At 66.2% G+C, this 16,251-nt stretch carries 14 protein-coding genes; 7 read left to right on the top strand and 7 right to left on the bottom strand.

All coding sequences use genetic code 11. The features are described from left to right. Window positions 1-40 precede the first annotated feature (40 nt). Window positions 41-2,425 carry a TonB-dependent receptor plug domain-containing protein gene (locus DM450_RS20725; RefSeq protein ID WP_142638741.1) on the bottom strand — a complete coding sequence of 795 codons (2,385 nt, stop codon included), beginning with the start codon at window positions 2,423-2,425 and terminating at the stop codon, window positions 41-43. Between the two features lie 343 nt (window positions 2,426-2,768). Continuing rightward, a complete protein-coding gene (locus DM450_RS20720; protein WP_142638739.1) occupies window positions 2,769-4,337 on the bottom strand; it encodes an EAL domain-containing protein in 1,569 nt (522 codons plus the stop codon). Between the two features lie 231 nt (window positions 4,338-4,568). Here DM450_RS20720 and DM450_RS20715 point away from each other — a divergent pair, with 231 nt between their 5' ends. Continuing rightward, complete coding sequence (locus DM450_RS20715; RefSeq protein ID WP_142638737.1) at window positions 4,569-5,084, top strand: GNAT family N-acetyltransferase; 516 nt, start codon at window positions 4,569-4,571, stop codon at window positions 5,082-5,084. 48 nt (window positions 5,085-5,132) lie between these two features. Here the strand turns inward: DM450_RS20715 and DM450_RS20710 are convergent, their stop codons facing one another. The 3 genes from DM450_RS20710 to DM450_RS20700 form a co-directional block, all read right to left on the bottom strand. Beyond that, entirely contained in the window at window positions 5,133-6,164 is a 1,032-nt protein-coding gene (locus DM450_RS20710) for a dipeptide epimerase (protein ID WP_142638735.1), read from the bottom strand. Then, complete coding sequence (locus tag DM450_RS20705) at window positions 6,161-7,171, bottom strand: DUF1611 domain-containing protein (protein WP_142638733.1); 1,011 nt, start codon at window positions 7,169-7,171, stop codon at window positions 6,161-6,163. Before DM450_RS20705 ends, DM450_RS20710 begins: the two co-directional genes overlap by 4 nt. Before the next feature lie 87 nt (window positions 7,172-7,258). Continuing rightward, entirely contained in the window at window positions 7,259-8,146 is an 888-nt protein-coding gene (locus tag DM450_RS20700; RefSeq protein ID WP_142638731.1) for a LysR family transcriptional regulator, read from the bottom strand. Between the two features lie 153 nt (window positions 8,147-8,299). On the opposite strand from DM450_RS20700, the gene pip reads away from it, so the two are divergent. After that, on the top strand, window positions 8,300-9,250 hold the full coding sequence (gene pip, locus DM450_RS20695) for a prolyl aminopeptidase (protein ID WP_142638729.1): 951 nt from the start codon (window positions 8,300-8,302) through the stop codon (window positions 9,248-9,250). Here the strand turns inward: pip and DM450_RS20690 are convergent. Further along, window positions 9,232-10,155 (bottom strand): LysR family transcriptional regulator, encoded by a 924-nt coding sequence (locus DM450_RS20690; protein WP_142638727.1) that lies wholly within the window; start codon window positions 10,153-10,155, stop codon window positions 9,232-9,234. The genes pip and DM450_RS20690 overlap by 19 nt on opposite strands. A gap of 137 nt (window positions 10,156-10,292) precedes the next feature. Between DM450_RS20690 and DM450_RS20685 the strand changes: the two genes are divergently transcribed. The 5 genes from DM450_RS20685 to DM450_RS20665 are packed head-to-tail and all read left to right on the top strand — an operon-like array spanning window position 10,293 to window position 15,244. Next, complete coding sequence (locus DM450_RS20685; protein WP_142638725.1) at window positions 10,293-11,408, top strand: FAD-dependent oxidoreductase; 1,116 nt, start codon at window positions 10,293-10,295, stop codon at window positions 11,406-11,408. Window positions 11,409-11,433: 25 nt separating this feature from the next. After that, a complete protein-coding gene (locus tag DM450_RS20680) occupies window positions 11,434-12,336 on the top strand; it encodes a VOC family protein (protein WP_142638723.1) in 903 nt (300 codons plus the stop codon). 3 nt (window positions 12,337-12,339) lie between these two features. Further along, the gene (locus DM450_RS20675) at window positions 12,340-13,497 is read left to right on the top strand and encodes an alpha/beta hydrolase family protein (RefSeq protein ID WP_142638721.1); all 1,158 of its coding nucleotides are present in this window, start codon (window positions 12,340-12,342) and stop codon (window positions 13,495-13,497) included. Beyond that, window positions 13,494-14,285 carry a cyclase family protein gene (locus DM450_RS20670; protein ID WP_142638719.1) on the top strand — a complete coding sequence of 264 codons (792 nt, stop codon included), beginning with the start codon at window positions 13,494-13,496 and terminating at the stop codon, window positions 14,283-14,285. The genes DM450_RS20675 and DM450_RS20670 overlap by 4 nt, the downstream gene beginning before the upstream one ends. A gap of 2 nt (window positions 14,286-14,287) precedes the next feature. After that, window positions 14,288-15,244, top strand: coding sequence for a fumarylacetoacetate hydrolase family protein (locus DM450_RS20665; protein WP_142638717.1), 957 nt, complete (start codon window positions 14,288-14,290; stop codon window positions 15,242-15,244). A 7-nt stretch (window positions 15,245-15,251) separates the two neighbouring features. Here DM450_RS20665 and DM450_RS20660 read toward each other — a convergent pair whose 3' ends face one another. After that, the gene (locus DM450_RS20660; RefSeq protein WP_142638715.1) at window positions 15,252-16,154 is read right to left on the bottom strand and encodes a LysR family transcriptional regulator; all 903 of its coding nucleotides are present in this window, start codon (window positions 16,152-16,154) and stop codon (window positions 15,252-15,254) included. Window positions 16,155-16,251 lie beyond the last annotated feature (97 nt).

Raw genomic sequence — 16,251 nt, 5'->3', positions numbered from 1 at the left:
CCGCGGCGAGGTGGGGGCACCGCGCCGCGGCAATTCCCGCTTACCAGTTGAAGCCGGCGCGGACGTAGAGATAGCGTCCGTTGAAGCCGAAGGGCGAGTAGTACGGGAAGCCCAGCACGCCGGTCGAGTTCAGCGCGGCGGGCACCTTGTGCGGGTAGACGTCGAACAGGTTGCTTGCGCCGATCGCCACTTGCGCGCCCTTGGCGGGCTGATAGCGCAGTTCCAGGTCGGTGATCGTGTGGGCGCCGGTGTTGTAGTCGTTCGCCGCCGTGGTTCCGGCCTGCAGCACGTCGCCGTAGTAGGTCGCGCGCAGCGTCGCGCCCAGCGGGCCGTTAGACCAGTCCACCGATCCCGTCACCTTCTCGCCGGGGGTGCCCTGCTCGATGGTCAGGATGCGGCTGCGGGCAAACAGCGTCGGCGCCGGATCGAGCACCGAGGTAGAGGTCGGCACCTTGGTCACCTTGACGTCGTTGACGTTGCCCGCGAGCGTCAGGTCGAAGGTGTTCTCCCCCGCATGCAGGCGGTAGTGGGCCACCGCGTCGATGCCCTTGGTGGTCGAGGCGAGGCCGTTGATGAAGAAGCGTGCCGCCGAGACGTTGAAGGGCGCCAGCAGGTCGGCCACTTGCGAACTGAAGCTGGCCTGGATGTTCTCCGAAAGGCCGAGCTGGTCGCGCAGGTGGATACGGTAGCCGTCGACGGTCAGGTCGAAGCCGCCGCTGCGCACGACAAAGCCCGCCGAGAGGTTGGTGGACTTTTCCGGTTGCAGCTTCTTGCCGCCCAGCGCCACGGCGACGTCGCTGGTCGAGGGATAAGTGCCGGTCAGGATCGGCACGCCGTTCTGCACCACCGAGGAGACCGAGGTGAAGTACTGCTGCTGGAGCGAGGGGGCGCGGAAGCCGGTGGAGGCAGTGCCGCGGACCGCGAAGGCTGGGCTGAAGTCGTAGCGCAGCGAGAGCTTGCCGGTCCCGGTCGAGCCGAAATCGGAATAATGCTCGCCGCGCCCGGCCAGGCCGACCAGCAGCTTGTCGGTCACTTGCGCCTCGAGATCGAGATAGATGCTCTGGTTGCCGCGATGCTTGCTCACTTCGTTGAGCGGCGAGAAGCCGAGGAAGCCCTGCGCACCCGGCGCCGCACCGGCCACCGGATTGTCGGCATAGTCGTAGGAGGCAGGCTCGCCCGCCTTGATCTCATACCCCTCGCGGCGCCCCTCCACGCCGAAGGCGAGGTTGAGCGACTGGAACACATCGAACTTGCGCGATACGTCCACGCCGCCGACCAGTTGGTCGTAGATCAGCGCGCCGTCGTAGAAGTCGGTCTGGGATGCGTTGCCGTAACTGTAGTTGGCGGTATCGAGCGTGCGGAAATCGATCCGGTTGCGGCCGTAGCTGACGTTGACGTCGACGTTCCAGTCGCCGAGGTCGCCTTTCAGGCCCAGCGCCGAATTGAGGTCCTTCGAGCGGGTGTTGATGAGCGGCAGGAAGCCATCCGGGTAGAGTTCGGACACGGCGGTGGCGGCAGAGGGCAGGCGCGGGAAGGCCGCGCTTTCGCTTTCGCGGTGCTGGTAGCCCAGCCAGCCGTAAAGCTGCCAGTTGTCGCCCACCGAGGTGCCGGCATTGGCCCAGAGGCTGTACTGCTCGACGGCGGGGTCACCGAAGCGGCCGGTCACCCGCGAAGGGCTGACGCGCGGGTCGAAGTCGGCGCGGTTGGTGGCGTCGCGGTTCACGTATTCGCCGGAAACGGTCAGGTAGCCGTCCTCGCCGAAGCCGAAGCCCTGCCAGGCCGAGGCGGTGATCGCGCGTTCGCCGGTCACGCTGCGGCTGCCGCGCGCGGTGTCCACGTCGGTATCGTAGAGGCCATAGGTCACGCTGGCGCCGCCGCCGCTGCGTGCCTTGCGCAGGCGCAAGTTGACGACACCGGCGATGGCGTCGGAACCGTATTGGGCGGAAGCGCCGTCGCGCAGCACCTCGATGGTCTCCAGCGCCACGGTCGGCACGGTGTTGAGGTCGACCGCGGCCGAGCCGCGCCCGACGGCGCCATTGGTGTTGAGCAGTGCGGCGGAATGGCCGCGCACGCCGTTGATCAGCACCAGCGTGGCGTCGGGCGAGAGGCCGCGCAGGGTGGCGGGGCGGATCGCGTCGGTGCCGTCGACGGCCGAGGGGCGGGGGAAATCGATGGACGGGGCGACGGCGGCGAGCGCGCTTCCGAGTTCGGTGGTGCCTTGCTGGCGCAGGCTGTTCGCGCTCAGCACATCGACCGGCGAGGCGCTGTCGAGCCGCGAGCGCCCTTCGGCGCGGGTGCCGGTGACGATGATGTCGGCGCCGGGTTCGGCGGCGTCGCCGCTCCCGGTCGCGGTCTGGGCCAGCGCGGGGAATGGCGCCCAGACGAGGGCTGCCCCCAGCGAGAGGCGGGTCAGGCTGATTTTCACGAAAAACTCCCTGTGGTCACGTTTGCGGGCCGGAAGGGGGGATTCCCGGCCGCGGGTACGATGGGCTGCGTTGTCGCATGCCCTGTTGGACGGGAACGCCGGACGAAAACGCGCGGAAGGCGGCGTCCCGAACCATTGACGCTGACTGGCGAGTGCTCGATTCGCAGCATTTGCCACTCAGGCGAATTCCCCGATGACGGGAAAGTCGCGCCAGTATCCCCTCGCGCTTTGTCGACCTATTTGATTGACATTATGCCGTCAAGGCGGGGAAGCGCCTGCGGGACATAGGAAATCTAGGATAAGCCTTAGCCGTACTTCGCAGGCGGACGGGCGGCGCGCATTTTCACGCCGCTGCCTTGTTGGTGCGATTATGAAACGCCACGAAATCGTCTGCTGGCAGCACCTTCGAGTACAGCCATCCCTGGGCAAACTCGACGCCGGCATCCTTCAGGTACGCTTGCTGTGCCTCGGTCTCGACGCCTTCTGCCACGATCTTGAAATTGAGGCTGTGACCCATTTCAATGATGTGCGGAATGACCAGGCTCGTTGCCGCCTGCTTGCCGATCGCACTGATGAACGATTTATCGATCTTGAGCGTGTCGAGCGGCAACGTCTCCAGCAATGACAGACTGGAATAGCCGGTGCCGAAGTCGTCGATCGCGATGACATGGCCTGCCGCGCGGGCGCGCTCGATGGTGGCACGGGCAGCGGCGGCGTTCATGAAGCCGCGTTCGGTTGCCTCGAGCCAGATCTGTTCGCTCGCCACGTCGGCGTCAGCCAGTGATTTCGCCAGCACGGCCAGGAAACGCCCGCTTTGCATGTCGGCGGAGGAGATGTTGACGGCAATGTGAATGCCCCGATACTCGCCCCCGCATTCGCCTTTCCAGCGCGCGAGATCGGCAGCGACGCACTCGATCGCATGGTCGGTCAGCGCCTCGATCAGGCCGGTTTCCTCGGCCAGTGGGATGAATATTTCCGGAGATATGGACGTCCCGTCCGGCCGGTTCCACCGCATCAGGGCTTCGGCGCCGACGCATCGGCCGGTCGATAGCTCGATGATGGGTTGGTAGAGGGTGATGAACTCGCGGTTTTTCACCGCGATTGCCAGTTCCTTGTGCGGTGAAAGGCGCTGACGTAATGCCCAGAGGACAAGCGCCACGAGAAGCGCCGAAGTGACGAGCCCGAGCGGGACGAGATACCATAACTCCTTCTGTGCGCGTGTTTCCGCAAGCGTATGATCGCTTATCGCAAATGCCCGCAGCTTTCCCTCATCGATCGAGGCGAACATGAACTGGCCCTGTCGCCCCGCCCCCTTGCGGCTGGCCACGCGCTCAAGGAGGTCTGTCGGCACCGGGCCGCTGACGGAAATTACCCGGCCATCGATCGAGGCGATTCCCAGCGTCATGTCGGTGTCGGTCAACACATCGATCATGCGCGCGGGATGCATGAGCGCGTTGTAATTTCCATGGCTTAGCGCATTCATGGCGATGCCGCCGGAGAGCCGTGCCGGCATCTTCAGGAACAAGCCGTAGCCATCGTCCAACTGCAGGTCGGGCTTGCCCATCGCGATCGGTTGTTCCGCGCGGCCCCAACTCGTGCAGGCGAGATGCCCGTTCATGAAAAAGCCGATCTCTTCTACAGAGCGTGTCGCAAGGGTAAGCTGGCGCATGCGTGCGATGTGCGCCGGGGCGCAATCGGAAAACCCTTCCCGTTCGAGCTGCCTGATGGCGTCGCGGGCGAAGTCGAGACTTCGATCGGTACGCTTGAGGGTCCACCCGGCATATTCCTCAAGGTGGCGTTTTTCGGATTCGGCAGCGCTATGCCGCGCGTAGATGGCGATGCCTGCCAGTGGCGTGACTGCCGCCAGCACGGCGAGCAAAGAGGCAATGGCGGCAATCTTGCGGCGGCTCATGCAAATCCCACATGGATGCGTTCTTGCCCGCGTTTGCAGGCTGTCGGAAGATCTCTATCCTGAGATAGGGCGCGGATGGGCGGCAAGCCCGATTTCAACAACAAATTCAATCGCAAAGCAGCATGGGGCGATGCTGCGCGACCACCTTGAGGATACCGCGAACAGGCTGTCTGGTGGAGGAGCGGGGAATTCGCTTTTCGCGAACATCCAAACGGCCTAGCGCCAGGAACCATGAGCAAGCCCGTGATCCGTCCTTTCGTGCCCGCCGACGAGCAGGGAGTCCTCGACGTGATCCTGCCGATCCCGCAGCAGGAATTCGGCGTGGCGATAACCGCCGAGGACCAGCCCGACTTGCGCGCGATCCCCAGTTGGTACCAGACCGGACGGGGCGCCTTTCTCGTCGCCGAGCATGAGGGCCGGATCGTCGGCACCATCGCGATGAAGGACATCGGCGATCTCGGATCCGGCACGGATCGCAAGGGCGGCGGCGCCTTGCGCAAGATGTTCGTGGCGGCGGACTATCGCGGGCGGGAACGGGGCGTGGCCACCGCCTTGCTGCACAGCCTGCTGGATGCCTCGCGGGCGAAAGGGATCGGCACGGTCTACCTCGGCACGACCGACCGGTTCCTCGCCGCGCACCGCTTCTACGAGCGCAGCGGCTTCCGGCCGGTCGCGGCGGAAGACCTGCCGGAGCGTTTCCCGCGCATGGCGGTGGATACGCGCTTTTATGCCATCGATCTGGGGTGAGGGGCTGGTGCCGCGAAATTCTCTTGTCGCGAATGTGCAGACGGTCTCTTAGGGCTGACCCCAGCCGAACGTCCCCGAAGCGGTCAGCACGCCGTCCTGCACGGTAAATCCACCCGGCAGATCGCGCGCCAGCCAGAGCGGGCCGTCCAGGTCGACAAAGCGGCTCATCGCGGCGAGCGGCCAGGCGGCGGCAACCGAGAGGGATGAGCAGAGCATGCAGCCGGTCATCACCCCCATGCCGGCGCGGCGCGCGGCATCGGCGAGGGCGAGCGCGCCGGTGAGGCCGCCGGACTTGTCGAGCTTGATCGTCACATAGGCGTAGCGGCTGCGCAGGCGGGCCACGTCGGCGGCGACGTGGGCGGATTCGTCGGCGGAGAGCGGGACCGGAGAATCGAAGTCTTCCAGCGCGTCGTCCGCCCCGGCGGGCAGCGGCTGCTCCAGCAGTTCGAGCCGTGCCTGTGCCAGTGCCGGCAGGACCCGTTCGAGCAGGGCCATGTTCCAGCTCTCGTTGGCATCGGCGATCAGCACCGCGTGGGGCACGGCGGCGCGGATCGCGGAGACGCGCTCGGCCACCTCGTGGGCATCGAGCTTGATCTTGAGCAGGGGGCCATTGCCCTTGCTTCCGCCTTCGTTGCCATCTCCCGCGCCATGCTCGGCGGCAATCGCGGCGGCGCGCGCGGCCATCGCCTCGGGACGGTCGATGCCGACGGTGACGGCGGTGCGCAGCGCAAGGGGGAAAGCGCCGAAATGCGCCGAGACCGGCACGCCGGAGCGCTTGGCCTCAAGATCCCACAGCGCGCTGTCGATGGCGTTGCGCGCCGCACCGGGCGGCACCGCGCCGAGCAGGGCCGTCCGGTCGATGCCGCCTTCGATCAGCGGGGCGAGGGCGGCGATCTGCTCGACAATATCGGGGGCGAATTCGCCGTAGCGGCCATTGGGGGCGCCTTCGCCCCGGCCGACGTGCCCATCCTGTTCGATGGTCACGTGAACCAGGTCGATCGCCTCGCGTGTGCCCCTCGCGATGGCGAAGGGCCGTGCGAGGGGGTGGTGTGCGATCGAGGCCGAAAGGCGGCGGATCACGCCGGGAAGCGGGCGATCAGGCGGTCGATCACGGCATCCATGCCGGTGACGACCGGATCGACGCAGGGCAGGCCGGTCTCGGCGGTGATCCGCGCGCGCAGGTCCTCGGCGGCAGCGGCGTCGAGCAGCGAGCCGTTGATCGACACGCCGATGAATTCGGCATCGGGGCTGGTCAGCCGGGCGCTGCGCAGGTTCTCCTCGATGCAGGCGGTAATGCCGGGCACCTGCATGTGCGGCAATCCGCGCATGTGCGGGCGCGAGGGATCGTGGCACATCACCATGGCCTGCGGCTGGGCGCCGTGGAGCAGGCCGAGCGAGACGCCCGCGAAGGAGGGATTGAACAGCGAGCCCTGCCCCTCGATCACGTCCCAGACACCGTCTTCCCGCGCGGGCGAAAGTGCTTCGGCGGCGCCCGCGATGAAGTCGGCGATCACGCTGTCGATGACCACGCCCTCACCGGCGATCAGCACGCCGGTCTGGCCGGTAGCGCGGAAGCGGGCGGGCAGGCCGCGGGCGTTGAGGGCATCGGCGAGGTGGATCGAGGTGTACATCTTGCCGACCGCACAATCGGTGCCCACGGTCAGGATGCGGCGGCCCGGACGCGCGGCACCGGTGCCGACCTTGAGGCCTTCGGGGGCGGCGCGCACGTCGATCAGCTGGCGGCCCAGTGCCTCGGCCCGTTCGCGGATGCGCGGCTCGGTGGCAAGGTGCTGGTGCAGGCCCGAGACGATGTCGAGCCCGGCGTCGAGCGCGGCGAGCACATGGGGGATCATCGCTTCCTCGAGCCGGCCGCCGCTGGTGGCGATGCCGAGGACAAGCGAGCGGGCACCGGCGGCGGCGGCCTCCACGGCGGTCATGCGCGGCAGGCCGAGGGTCAGGGTATTGTCCGCCTCGCCGAGTTCGCCGATGCAGTCCGCCCGGCGGAACGTGGCCAGCCCGCGCGAGGTCTTGATGTCGAGCGGGTTACGCTTGTCGCCGATGTAGAGGAGGAAGGGGCCGGGGATCATGGAGAGTGCTTTCCGTCTTGGTGTGACGGGGCCGTAGCACGGCTGGACGCCGGGTAGGCATCGCAATTCCGCGCCCATCCATAATCGTTACTTATGGACTTGCAAGCGATCGCGCAGAAAATCGAGGAAGTCGAGTGCAAGCTGCGAGGGCGGGCGCGCCTCCAGATAGGCCGCGTGAATGGCATAGGGCTGGGGCGGGTCGAGCCTGCGCATCGCCATGCCGGGCGCCTGCATCGCCAGCGCCGTGTGCAGGTCGACAATGGTCATGCCGAGCCCCGCACGCGCCATGGCGGCCGCCACGAAAAACGTACGCGAGGCGCCGACCGGATCGGTCTCGATCTCGCGGCGCGCCAGTTCGTCGGCCACGGCGCGTCCTTGCGGGCCGCTGTCGGCGGTGGAGATCAGCGCGCGCCCGGACAGGGCGGACAGCGGCAGCGGATCGAGCGCATCGGGCAGGTCGGCCTCGCGGAAGCAGGCGACCATCTCCCCCTCGCCGAGACGGGAACTGGCCAGCAGGGTATCGCGCGGCGGGGTGTAGCAGATGACAACGTCGGTCTCGTGCGCGCGCAGCTTGGCGGCCATGTCGTCGTGGTGGATCGTGTGCAGTTCGATCGAGACGCCGGGATGGCGCGCGAGATACCCCGCCAGCGCCTCGGGCAGCAGCTCCATGCCGAGCGCGGGCAGGGTGGACAGCCGCAAGGTGGTGCCCCGGCCATGGCGCATGTTGCGCGCGGTGTCGCGCATCTGGCGGACCTTCTCCTGGATGGCGTCGGCCTGCTCGTAGAGGGCATGGGCATCGGCGGTCGGCACCAGGCGGCCGCGGGTGCGCTCGAACAGCGGGAAGCCGAGCACGCTTTCGGCATGGCGCAGCAGGCTGGTGACGGCGGGCTGCGATACGTGCAGCAACCGCGCGGCGGCGCTGACCGAGCCGGTGGTGTAGACGGCGTGGAAGACTTCGATGTGGCGCAGGTTCATGCCGGGGGTTTGCCGGATCGGGGCAAGGTATGTCCAGTGGCAGGCTTTGGGTTGCCCGGGGACCTCCAGGTGTCGTTCTGGTAGGGTTCTGTGCGGTTCGAAATGCGCGGCCGGCCCCTTTCCAATTGCCGCCAGATGGCACAGGATAAGTCTATGCTTCGTACTCTCTATCCGCCGGTCGAACCTTACGAGACCGGCATGTTCGATACCGGCGACGGTCACTCCCTCTATTACGAGCGCTGCGGCACGCCCGGCGCGAAACCGGCGGTTTTCCTGCACGGGGGGCCGGGCGGCGGCATTTCCCCGGCGCATCGCGGGCTGTTCGATCCGGCGCTCTACGACGTCCTGCTGTTTGACCAGCGCGGCTGCGGCAGGTCGGTCCCGCATGCTTCGCTCGATTCCAATACGACCTGGCATCTGGTGGAAGACATCGAGCGATTCCGGGAACTTATGGGTGCGGAAACGTGGCTGGTGTTCGGCGGCTCCTGGGGCTCGACGCTTTCGCTCGCCTATGCCCAGAAGCATCCCGAGCGGGTCAGCGAACTGGTGCTGCGCGGCATCTACATGTGCTCCAGGGCAGAGCTGGACTGGTTCTACCAGTTCGGCGTTTCGCAGATGTTCCCGGAGAAATACGAGCGTCTCGTTGCGCCGATTCCCGAGGAAGAGCGCGGCGATATCCTTCACGCGTACCACCGCCGCCTGACAACCGGCCCCGAAGCCGAGCGGATCGAGGCCGCCCGCATCTGGAGCATGTTCGAGGGCGAGACCATCACCCTGCTGCCCGATCCCGCCAACTCGGCGCAGCATGACGATGGCCGCTTCGCGCTCGCCTTCGCGCGGCTGGAGACGCATTATTTCGTCAACGATTGCTGGCTCGAACCGGACCAGTTGCTGCGCGATGCCCACAAGCTGGGTGCGATTCCCGGGACGATTGTCCATGGCCGCTACGACATGCCGTGCCCGGCACACTATGCCTGGGCGCTGCACAAGGCCTGGCCGCAAGCGGACTTCCATCTGATCGAAGGGGCCGGCCACGCCTATTCGGAACCGGGCATTCTCGACCAGTTGATCCGCGCGACCGATCTTTACGCCGGCAAGGCCTGATCGTTTCGAGCGGCAGCGATCAGCCGGTCCTTGAACCATAGCATGCCCGCGTCGCTGGCGCGGGCGGCGTGGTACTGGATCATCTCGCGCATGGGCGGCATGGCCGGGAGAAACGCCGGAGCGGGCCGGATCGTCAGTGGCAGCAGCGGCGCGAAGACCCGCGCGAGCCGCTCGTGCATCAGGGCAAGCAATCCCGTGCCCGGCAGCAGCCAGGGCACCAGCGAGAACGAGGGTGCCGTCACCTCGATACGGCGGCGATCGTCCGTGGTGAGCATGTGCCGCTCGGCAAACGAGGGCACGCCGGTGATCCGTACCGCGACATGGCCGCAGGCGTAGTAGCGCTCTTCCGTCAGGTCCCCCAGAAATACCGGGTTTTGTGCCCAGCCGACGACGACGTGGCGTTCTTCGAACAACAGTTCGCTGGGGTGGTCGGCGATCAGGAACTGCTCGGGCGTCAGCTGGAAATCGAGCTTGCCGTCTTCCAGCAACACGCCGGTCTGGCGGGTCGGCAGGGCGATGTTGATGTCTACCCGCGGCGCCTCGGCCTTGAGGCGGGGCAGCAGCGGACCGAGCAGCACGGTGGCGACATAGTCCGACGCGGCGATCTCGAAACGGCGGTCGGAGGTCGCCGGATCGAACGCGGTCGCGCCCGAGATCAGCACGCGCAAGTTGCGCACCGCTTCCGAAACCATGGGCAGCAGCGCCAGCGCGTGGGGCGTTGCGACCATGCGCCGTCCGTGCGGCACCAGCAGCTCATCGTTGAGGGCAAGCCGCAGGCGGCCGAGCGCTGCGCTCATGGCCGATTGCGTGAGGTTCAGCCGCTGCGCCGCCCGCGTCACGTTCTGCTCCTCCAGCAGCAACTCCAGTGCGATCAGCAGGTTGAGGTCGAATTTGTCGAGGCGCATGAGGTATCGATTCTGTTTGTGATAAACGACAAAAACAAAAAATTTGATCTGTAGCAAGTGCCGGCCCATCCCGAAGCCATGACAAGTCCGGGGACGCCGGGCGTGCGGCCCACGCCGCGAGGGCGAGAGGAAGGCAGATGAAGGACCTGAACGTGCTGGTTGTCGGCGGCGGCATTGGCGGGCTTTCCGCCGCGATCGCGCTGCGGCGGGCAGGGCACGGGGTGACGGTGATCGAGCGCGATCCCACCTGGTCGGTCTATGGGGTGGGCATCATCCAGCAATCGAACGTGGTGCGGGCGATGGACCAGCTTGGCGTTCTCGATGCCTTTCTGGATGCCGCCTGCGGGTTCGATGCAGTGGAGATCTATATTCCCGACGGCACCCGCGTGGCCCGTATCCCGACGCCGACGCTGGTCGAGGGCAAGCCGTCGAACGTGGGCATCGGCCGCCGCGCCTTGCAAGCGGTGCTGGGCGGCAGCGCCCGGGAACTCGGCGCAGAGATACGTCTCGGGCTTACGGTAGAGGTGCTGGAGCAGGATGAAACGGGTGTTACCGCCCGCTTCCCGGACGGCAGCGAGGGACGATACGACATCGTCGTCGGTGCCGACGGGGTCTATTCGCAGACCCGCCGCATGGTGTTGCCCCATGCCGAGAGCCCCGAATTCACCGGCCAGTCGGTCTGGCGTTACAACTTTCCGCGCGCCGAGGGGCTCGATGCCCTTCACGTCTATAACGGCCCGACCGGCGTTGGCCTCGTGCCGATGTCGGCCGAGACGATGTACATGTACGCGACCACGCCCGAGCCCGGAAATCCGCGCTATCCGCAGGAGGGCCTCGCCGCGACGATGCGAAGCAAGCTGGCCGGAACCGCGCCCGCGATCCGCGAACTGGCCGAGGCGATCACCGAGGATGAAGGCGTCGTCTATCGTCCGCTGGAAGGCATGATGGTGCACGGGCCATGGCACAGCGGACGGGTGGTGCTGCTGGGCGATGCCGTCCACGCGACGACGCCGCATCTGGGGCAGGGCGCGGGCATGGCGATCGAGGATGCCCTCGTGCTGGCGGAGGAACTCTCCGCTTGTGACACGCCGGAACGGGCCTTCGAAGCCTATCGCGCGCGTCGCTACGAACGCTGCCGCTACATCGTCGAGGCCTCGCTGGCGATCTGCCACGGCCAGATCGGCAAGGGCCCGCCGGTCGACAATCACAAGGCCACTGCCGAGATGTTCGCGGTGGTCAGCCAGCCAATTTGACATTTTGATTCAAGGAATTGCAGCCATGAGCCGAGTGACCGAAATCCGCTATGTCGGATATGGCGTCGAGGATTTCGACGCCGAACGCGCCTTCTACACGCAGGACTGGGGATTGGAGGAAGTTGCCGCTTCCGACGACTATGTGTGGTTCAAGACGCAGGGGCATGACGAGCATCATGTCGTCCGCCTGCACAAGTCCGCCGCCAACCATGTCGAAGTGATCGCCTTCGCCGCTGACAGCCGCGAGGATGTGGAGGCGCTCCACGGCAAGGTCGTCGCCGCGGGCTGCAAGGTGATCTTCGCGCCGCGCGACCTCGACGCGCCGGGCGGCGGTTATGGCTTCCGCTTTTTCAGCCCCGACGGGCTGCCTTTCGAGATTTCGACGGGTGTCGAACGGCTCGGCAAACGCGACATGGCGCGCTGGGAAGGCATGCCGGTGAAGATCAGCCATATCGTCATGCACTCGCCCGATCATCAGGCGCTGGTGGCCTTCTTCACCGATGTGCTGGGCTTCAAGGTGAGCGACTGGCTGGGCGATTTCATGTGCTTCCTGCGCTGCAACGAGGCGCATCACCGCGTCGCCATCCTGCCCGGGCCGCCCTGCCTCAACCACGTGGCCTACGACATGCTCTCGGTGGACGACATGATGCGCGGCATCCACCGGCTGAAGCAGCGCGGCACCGATCTGCGCTGGGGGCCGGGGCGCCACACGGCGGGCAACAATACCTTCAGCTACTTCACGACACCTGCCGGTTTCGCGGTCGAGTACACCTCGGAACTCGAAGAGGTCGATTTCGAGACGCATGAGCACAAGGTTCACATTCCCGGCCCGCAGGTCATGGACCAGTGGGGCACCGGTGTCGGTGGCCCGCAGACGATGCCGCATCCCGCGCCCGACGCGCGGCTGTTCCAGGCCGCGGAGTTCTGATCGATGGCCCTCTTCGAATACTTCCCGAACTATATCTGGAACCTCTCGGTCGCGATCGCAATGGAATCGGGCGCGCAGCTCGGCGAGATCATCGATATGTGCCAGCCGATCCGCGACGCGGCGGGGAGCGGTGCCGATGCGGGCACGCCGCAGTTCATGAAGGCCTGGGCGGCGATGGGCGACAAGCTGCTGGAGCTTGCCGCCGAGGATGAGGCGAAGGGCCGTACGTTCTCTGCCTCCAACAAGCTGGAGCGGGCCTCGCTCTATCTCATCACGGCAGAGCGCATGCAGGGCCACGGCCACCCTGGCCGCAAGGAGACTTACGCGAAGGCGCGCGAGGCTTTCGATCGCTCTACGGCGCTGGGCAAACTCAACCGCGAGCGCGTGGAAATTCCGCTGGAGACCGGCACGATGCCGGCGCTGTTCACGCGTGCACCGGGAGACGGGCGCAAGCCGGTGGTGGTGTTCTGCAATGGCCTCGATAGCTGCAAGGAGCTGCTCTACTGGACCCGCCTGCCGCAGGAACTCGCACGCCGGGGGATCTCCACGCTCTGCGTCGATCAGCCTGGGTCGGGCGAGGCGCTGCGCCTGCAGGGCCTGCCGGTCGATCCCCATTCGGAAAGCTGGGCAAGCAAGGCGGTGGACTGGCTGGAGCAGCAGCCGGAAGTCGATCCCGCGCGCATCGGCATGACCGGCATCTCGCTCGGCGGCCACTTCGCGCCGCGCGCAGTCGCCTATGAGCCCCGCTTTGCCTCGGGCGCGGTCTGGGGGGCCAACCACAACTGGCGCGAAGTGCAGGACAAGCGCATGGCGCGTGAGGGCGAGAACCCGGTGCCGCACTACTGGGCGCACGTTCACTGGGCCTTCGGCGCCAAGGATCAGGACGATTTCCTCGCCAGGTCCGAGGCGATGAACCTCAATGGCCACATGGATTCCATCCGCGTGCCGTTCCTCGTCACCCACGGCGCCAGGGATCGCCAGATCAGCGCGGGCTATGCCGATGATCTCTACGACCAACTGGTCAACTCGCCGCGCCGCGAGAAGGTGATCTTCACCGACCGCGAAGGCGGCGTGGAGCATGTCGGCGCCGACAACATGGCATACGGGCGCGACCTGATTTCCGACTGGTTCGCCGAGACGCTCGGAGGAGAAACCGCATGACCCGCCGCTTCGTCGATCTCTCGATCTCGCTCTGCAACGACGTGGTCAGCGATCCGCCGTTCCTGAAGCCCGAAATCACCTACCAGACCCACATGGACACGGCGGGCGAACTGGACATGTTCTTCCCCGGCGTGACGGCGGAAGATACGCCGGATGGCGCCGGTTTCGCGGCGTCGGAATGGGTGAAGTTGACCACGCACAGCGGCACGCATCTGGACGCACCGTACCACTTCCACCCCACCATGAACGGCAGGGATGGAGAGCCGGAGCGCTCGATCACTATCGACGAAGTACCGCTGGAATGGTGCTTCCAGCCGGGCGTGAAGCTGGATTTCCGGCACTTCCCGGATGGCTACGTGGTCACTGCCAAGGACGTGGAGGACGAACTGGCCCGTATCGGGCATGAGCTGCAACCGCTCGACATCGTGCTGGTCAATACTGCGGCGGGCAAGGCGCTGGGCGAGCCGAACTACGTCAACCGCGGTTGCGGCATGGGTTATGAAGCGACGATGTACCTGACGGAGCGCGGCGTGCGCGTTACCGGCACCGATGCCTGGTCCTGGGACGCACCGTTCAGCTACACCGCGGAAAAGGTCAAGGAAACCGGCGATACCTCGCTGATCTGGGAAGGCCACAAGGCGGGCCGCGACATCGGCTATTGCCACCTTGAAAAGCTGCACAATCTGGAAGTGCTGCCGGGGCACGGCTTCACGGTCTCGTGTTTCCCGCACAAGATCAAGGGTGCCTCGGCGGGCTGGACCCGAGCCGTCGCGATCTTCGAGGACTGACCATGCGCCTTGCAACGCTGGAGAACGGTCGTCCGGACGGTGAACTTGTCGTCGTTTCGGCGGACGGCGCCCGCTATCTGGCTACGGCGGGATTGAGCCTGCTTTCGGCCATGGAGGGCTGGCAGGCCGCCCAGCCCGACCTGCTGCGGCTGGCGGCGCTGCTGGAGGCAGGCGGCGGCGGGCGGCTCGATCCTGCGCGTCTTCGCGCGCCGATGCCGCGGTCCTGGCAATGGCTGGATGGATCGGCCTTCGGCACCCACGGCGAACTCATGCAGATCGCGTTCGGGCTGCCGCCGGTCGATACCGACAGGCCGTTGATGTATCAGGGCATTTCGGATCGCTTCTATGGCCCCAGCGAACCGGTGCCGTTTGCCGATCCGGCTCACGGCATCGATTTCGAGGGCGAGTTCGGGGTGATCGTCGACCATGTGCCGATGGGGACCAGCGCGGATGAGGCTCTGGGGCACATCCGGCTGGTGGTACAGATCAACGACTGGTCCCTGCGCGCCATCGCGCCGATCGAGATGAAGACCGGGTTCGGCTGGATACAGGCCAAGCCACCCTGCTCGATGGCGCCTTTCGCGGTCACGCCCGATGCCCTGGGCACGGCATGGCGTGAAGGGCGGGTCTGCATGGATCTGCTCGTCGATCTTGATGGCAAGCGGTTCGGCGCGGCGAACGGCGCGGCGATGGATTTCGGATTTCATGAACTCGTGGCCCACGCCGCGCTGACGCGCGATCTGGCGGCGGGCACGGTGATCGGTTCGGGCACGGTTTCGAATGCCAACTATGCCGAAGTCGGCTCCAGTTGCATTTCCGAAGTGCGCGCGATCGAGATCATCCGCGACGGCAAGCCGTCAACGCCGTTCATGACATATGGCGATACCGTTCGCATGGAAGCGCGTCTGCCCGACGGGACGGCCCCGTTCGGCGTGATCGAGCAGAAGGTTTGCCGCTAGCCGGCCTTCAGGCTGCAAGCTGCCGCACCACATCGCCGATCAGGGATCGCAGCCAGCGATGGGCCGGATCGTGGCGATAGCGGACGTGCCAGGCGATCTCGACCGGGAACTGCCCAAGATCCACCGGGGCGGGAAGGACCTTCAGCCGCGGATCGTGGCGCAGCCGATTGCAGATCAGGCGCGGCAGCGTGGTGCAATAGTCGGTCACCGCGACCATTTCCGCCACGGCGAAGAAATTGGTCACCGAGATCGCCACATCGCGCTTGAGTTGCTGCTGTGCGAGCGCCTGGAACACCCCCGCGCGGATCCTTCCGGGCGGCATCACGTTGACGTGGCGCAGGTGTTCGAACTGATCGCGCGTGATGGCCTGGCCAACCTCGGGATGACCGGCGCGCACGACGCATTCAAGGCTCTCGTCCATGAGATGCTGGACGACAAGATTGTCCGGCGGATCGACGATGCGGCCAAGTACCATCGCGGTCGTCCCGGAAATGACGCCGGTCTCGCTCAGATCGTTGCCGTAGGGCGTCAGGCGCAGTCTTATGCCGGGGGCAACGTGTGCCAGACGCGCGACGATGGCCGGCACCAGTACGAACTCGACATAGCCGTTGGGCGCGATCGTGAAGAGCCGTTCCGCATGCGCCGGATCGAAGTCCTGCTGGCCGAGCACGGCATCGTCCAGGCGGGCAAGGGCGTCCGCTATCGCAGGGGCCAGTTCCAGCGCCACGGGCGTCGGCTGGATGCCGTAGCGTTCGCGGATGAACAACTGGTCCTGCAGCATGGTCCGCAGCCGCGCGAGGGCGTTCGACAGCGCGGGCTGGGTCATTCCGAGCCGCTCGGCCGCGCGGGTCACGCTCCGTTCTTCCATCAAGGCGACAAAGGTCGGCAGCAGATTGAGGTCGTAGCGCATTTAGAAATATGCTCATAGATATATCTAAAATCCAAGAAATAAAGTTCTGAAATGATCTCGGGAAGGCCATCTTGCGGGCATCGGCGGATCGCCCGCC

Source organism: Sphingomonas sp. IC081 (assembly GCF_006874585.1).
Taxonomy (GTDB): Bacteria; Pseudomonadota; Alphaproteobacteria; order Sphingomonadales; family Sphingomonadaceae; genus Novosphingobium.
The sequence above is the reverse complement of the archived record's forward strand: the minus strand, read 5'-3'. Positions and strand labels throughout refer to the sequence as shown.

Excerpts from the sequence above, each read along its gene's own strand:
- DM450_RS20715 (WP_142638737.1), top strand. The coding sequence starts at position 4,569 with ATGAGCAAGCCCGTGATCCGTCCTTTCGTGCCCGCCGACGAGCAGGGA.
- DM450_RS20690 (WP_142638727.1), bottom strand. The coding sequence starts at position 10,155 with ATGCGCCTCGACAAATTCGACCTCAACCTGCTGATCGCACTGGAGTTG.
- DM450_RS20720 (WP_142638739.1), bottom strand. The coding sequence starts at position 4,337 with ATGAGCCGCCGCAAGATTGCCGCCATTGCCTCTTTGCTCGCCGTGCTG.
- DM450_RS20705 (WP_142638733.1), bottom strand. The coding sequence starts at position 7,171 with ATGATCCCCGGCCCCTTCCTCCTCTACATCGGCGACAAGCGTAACCCG.
- DM450_RS20680 (WP_142638723.1), top strand. The coding sequence starts at position 11,434 with ATGAGCCGAGTGACCGAAATCCGCTATGTCGGATATGGCGTCGAGGAT.
- pip (WP_142638729.1), top strand. The coding sequence starts at position 8,300 with ATGCTTCGTACTCTCTATCCGCCGGTCGAACCTTACGAGACCGGCATG.
- DM450_RS20685 (WP_142638725.1), top strand. The coding sequence starts at position 10,293 with ATGAAGGACCTGAACGTGCTGGTTGTCGGCGGCGGCATTGGCGGGCTT.
- DM450_RS20660 (WP_142638715.1), bottom strand. The coding sequence starts at position 16,154 with ATGCGCTACGACCTCAATCTGCTGCCGACCTTTGTCGCCTTGATGGAA.
- DM450_RS20675 (WP_142638721.1), top strand. The coding sequence starts at position 12,340 with ATGGCCCTCTTCGAATACTTCCCGAACTATATCTGGAACCTCTCGGTC.
- DM450_RS20670 (WP_142638719.1), top strand. The coding sequence starts at position 13,494 with ATGACCCGCCGCTTCGTCGATCTCTCGATCTCGCTCTGCAACGACGTG.
- DM450_RS20700 (WP_142638731.1), bottom strand. The coding sequence starts at position 8,146 with ATGAACCTGCGCCACATCGAAGTCTTCCACGCCGTCTACACCACCGGC.
- DM450_RS20665 (WP_142638717.1), top strand. The coding sequence starts at position 14,288 with ATGCGCCTTGCAACGCTGGAGAACGGTCGTCCGGACGGTGAACTTGTC.